Origin of the sequence: Kitasatospora sp. NPDC056327 (assembly GCF_042261735.1) — a bacterium.
Classification (GTDB): Bacteria; Actinomycetota; Actinomycetes; order Streptomycetales; family Streptomycetaceae; genus Kitasatospora.
Genome location: NZ_JBHJRC010000304.1, coordinates 1 through 3,587 on the forward strand (window position 1 = coordinate 1; position 3,587 = coordinate 3,587).

Annotated in this window: 3 protein-coding genes and 1 pseudogene; 2 read left to right on the forward strand and 2 right to left on the reverse strand. The window is 75.6% G+C overall.

The window, feature by feature from the left end; translation table 11 throughout:
- Positions 1 to 166 precede the first annotated feature (166 nt).
- Entirely contained in the window at positions 167 to 982 is an 816-nt protein-coding gene (locus ACFCX4_RS30565) for a hypothetical protein (protein WP_376149474.1), read from the reverse strand.
- A gap of 251 nt (positions 983 to 1,233) precedes the next feature.
- Between ACFCX4_RS30565 and ACFCX4_RS30570 the strand changes: the two genes are divergently transcribed.
- Together ACFCX4_RS30570 and ACFCX4_RS30575 are read left to right on the forward strand one after the other, a co-directional pair.
- Positions 1,234 to 1,746, forward strand: a complete 513-nt coding sequence (locus ACFCX4_RS30570) for a SigE family RNA polymerase sigma factor (protein ID WP_376149477.1) — start codon at positions 1,234 to 1,236, stop codon at positions 1,744 to 1,746.
- Positions 1,739 to 2,635, forward strand: a complete 897-nt coding sequence (locus ACFCX4_RS30575; RefSeq protein ID WP_376149479.1) for a hypothetical protein — start codon at positions 1,739 to 1,741, stop codon at positions 2,633 to 2,635. The genes ACFCX4_RS30570 and ACFCX4_RS30575 overlap by 8 nt, the downstream gene beginning before the upstream one ends.
- A 157-nt stretch (positions 2,636 to 2,792) precedes the next feature.
- Here ACFCX4_RS30575 and ACFCX4_RS30580 read toward each other — a convergent pair.
- Positions 2,793 to 3,587 (reverse strand): annotated as a pseudogene (locus ACFCX4_RS30580) (internalin); the annotation flags it as partial.

Here is a 3,587-nt window from a genome sequence, read left to right on the forward strand (position 1 = left end):
GCCTCGGCCGGGCGCACGCCCCTCCGCCCCCCTCACCGCGTCAGACGCCCCGGACCGCGCGGAGCCCCGGCCGACGGGCGGCGAGGGCGGTGCACCGGGGACCCGAGGAGCCGGTGGGGCCCGGGCGACGCGGGATCCGCCCGACCACCCGGCCCCGGAGCAGCGCCTACTTGATGTTGGGCTGCGTCTTCTGGTTGTAGATCTCCTTGCCGTCCGCGTTGAAGGCGTGGATGTACGAGGCCCCGGAGAAGGTGCTCCCCGCGGAGAGCGCCGCCGCGTGGACGTACGCGCCGCCCCCCATGACGGTCGGGTACTGCGTCGGGTCGTCGCCGTAGCTGACGGTGACCTTGGCGACCTCGGACGTGTAGTGCCCGGCACCCACCGAGAGGCGCCGGCCGTCGGCGTGGGTCGGCGTGCTGAAGTTGTCGAAGAACTCGATCAGGTGACCGACGCCCCACAGGCGGTCGTTGATGAACGTCGCCGGGACGGACGAGCTCGTGCCCGTGCTGCCCTTCGACGCGCACTGGACGTACTGGCCCGCGGAGTTGACGGCAACGACCACCCCGTCGGCGTCCGGCGAGGCGACGGGGGTGCGGACCGCGACGACCGGCTGGAACTGCGCCGCGCCGGAGCCCAGGCAGGAGCTCAGGATCAGGGTGGTCGTCGCGGCGTCGATCGTCGTCGTCGCCGTGTCCGTGACGGTCGCGGGCGCCGAGGGCGACGAGGGCACAGGCACAGCGGTGGTGGCCGAGCCACTGCCGGGGACCACCGGGGCGGCCGCCGGGGCGCTGCCGGAGGGCGTGGCGGTCGGGGTGACGGAGGGCGTGGCGGCCGGGGCGGCGCTCGGCGCGGCGGAGGGCGTGCCGGAGGCCGCGGGGGTGGGCGTGGAGGTGCCGGTCGCGGCGGTGGCCATGCCCCCGGCGGCCGCGAGGGCCGCCGCGGTGAGCGTGGCGGCGGTGAGCATGATCGGGCGGATACGCATGAATCCGTAGTCCTTTCCTGTCGGCGCCCGGTTGACGCCGACGCCCCTGTACGCCTCCCGGCTCCCGGCGGGTCGCAGCCCCCGCGCGTGATCCATGTCACAGGCCACTGGTGCAACGTGGGAGCGGCTCCCGTGCGTACAGGACGGGGGCTCCGCCCGGCCGCACGGCTTCACCGCCGTGGCCGGGGAACGCCCCCTCGCGGGCCGCCCGTGCCGCGAACCGGAGGACAGTCCCGTAGGAGAGGCCCTTGATGACGCCACAGGAGTTCGACGCGTTCTACGCGGCGTCCTTCTCCCGCCTGACCGGGCAGCTCTACGCGATAACCGGCGACTGGTCCGAGGCCCAGGACGTGGTCCAGGAGGCCTTCGTCAGGGCGTGGAACCGAAGGCGCGCGCTCGACCCGGACGACGCCCCGGAGGCATGGATCCGGACGACGGCCCGGCGGCTGGCCCACTCCCGCTGGCGGCGGCTGGCCCGGGGCCTGCACCTGGCCGGACGCCACCACCGCCAGGACCCACCCGTCGTCGAGCCACCCACCGAGGAACACCTGATGCTGGTCGGCGCGCTCCGCGACCTGCCCGAGGCCCAGCGGGGCGCCCTGGTCCTGCACCACATGTGCGACCTCTCCGTCGAGCAGGTCGCGGCCGAGACCGGCGCCAGCGTGAGCGCCGTCAAGAGCCGGCTCGCCCGCGGCCGGACCGCGCTCGCGGCCGCGCTCGCCGACCGGACCCCGATCAGCGAGGAGGGAAAGCTCCGTGTCTGACCCCGACCACGACATCCTGGGTGACCGGCTGCGGCTGCTCGGCGCACGGATGTCCGCACCGGCCCTGCCCGCTGCCGAGATCCGCCGGCGCGCCGACCGGCGCCGCCACCGCCGGCGCGCCCTGGGCGCAACGGCGGGCTGCGCCGCGGCAGCCCTGTGCCTGGCCCTCCCGTCCGTGCTGCTCACACCGGAGCCACGGCACTCACCGATGCCACTGCACTCGTCGGGACCGCAGCAGTCCCCGGGTCCGCAGCAGTCGTCGGAGCCACAACGGGGGGCAACCGCCACGGCCACCCCCTCCGTGTCCGCCTCGCCCCAGCCGCCGGCCGCCTTCACCGTCACCAGCACGGCGACGACGACGATCGACGCCGGGGCGGTCGCCGGGATCCTGGGCTCGTGCCTGGGCTCCGCCGCCCCGCAGTTCCGCGCGGTGATCGCGGTCCGCACCCCCGTCGCCTCGCCGGACACCGACGGCGTGGTCGTCGCCGTCAACTCCGCGGGCCAGTACGTCCAGTGCGCGTCGAAGGGCAGCACGGGCACGAGCTCGTCCGTCCCGGCGACGTTCATCAACGGCCGTTCGTGGGGCGCCGGTCACCTCATCGAGTTCTTCGAGAACACCAGCACGCCGACCCACGCCGACGGCCGGCGCCTCGCGATGAGCACCGGGCACTACACGTCCGAGGTCGCCAAGGTCACCGTCAGCTACGGCGACGACCCGACGCAGTACCCGACCGTCATGGGGGGCGGCGCGTTCGTCCACGTGGCCGCCGTCTCCACCGGCTCCGGCGGGAGCCCCCGTCCGGCCCCCTACGTCCACGCCTACGACGCGAACGGCAAGGAGATCTACGACGAGAGGACGCAGGGCACCACCGGGAACGCCCGTCCGTAGCCGTTGCCTCGGGCGAGGCCGGGACGGTCGGCCCCGTCGGCCGGCGGGCTGAGCCGGCTGAGCGGATCGCCGCAGCCGAACGGTCCCCCACCGCACTCCCGTAGTGGGGGCCCGCACCGTCCGGGCGGCCCGCTCACGGACCGCCCGGACGGTGGGGTCAGGAGGAACGGCGACGCAGGGCGGTCAGGGCCGCGCCGAGCGTGAGCAGTGCGATCACGGCCGGCAGGAGGTCGGTCGCCCGGTCGCCGGTGGGCGGGAGGGACGGCGGTCCGACGGGCGGAACCACCGGGGGCACCACCGGCGGGGGCGCCACGGGCGGCAGCACGGGGGTCCTGGTGCCGCAGCCCGGGTCCGACGGGTCCGCGCAGTTGGCGCCCGGTGTCGAGGAGGTCACCGTGTTGCGCAGCGTGCGCGCGGCCGTCGCGTCGGGCCGGACGGTGACGGAGTAGGTGACGGTGGCCGTCGCCCCGGCCGGCAGGGCGCCGGTCCAGGTCAGGACGGGCGCGGTGTAGTCGAGGGTGCCCACGCTCGCCCGGGCGTCACCGTTCCACACCGCGGCGCCCAGGACTCCGGTCAGGTCGTCGGTGAAGGCGGCCCGGTCGTAGGGGGCGGTGCCGGTGTTGGTGACGCTGACGCGGTAGTCGACCTTCTCGCCGGGGCGGGCCTCGGCGGGTGTGGCGGTCTTGGTGAGGCGCAGGGAACGCACCGGGGTGACGGTCTCGCAGTTCGGCGCGGCGGCCGCGCGGCGGGCGGCCGCCGGCAGCGGGCAGTCGGTGCGGTCGGGGCTGGTGACCGTGTTGCGCAGGGCCCTGTCACCGGCGGGTTCCCGGGCGACGGTGACGGAGTAGGTGACGGTGGCCGTCGCCCCGGCGGGCAGGGTGCCGGTCCAGGTCAGGACGGGCGCGCTGTAGTCGAGGGTGCCGGTGCTCGCCCGGGCGTCACCGTTCCAGAC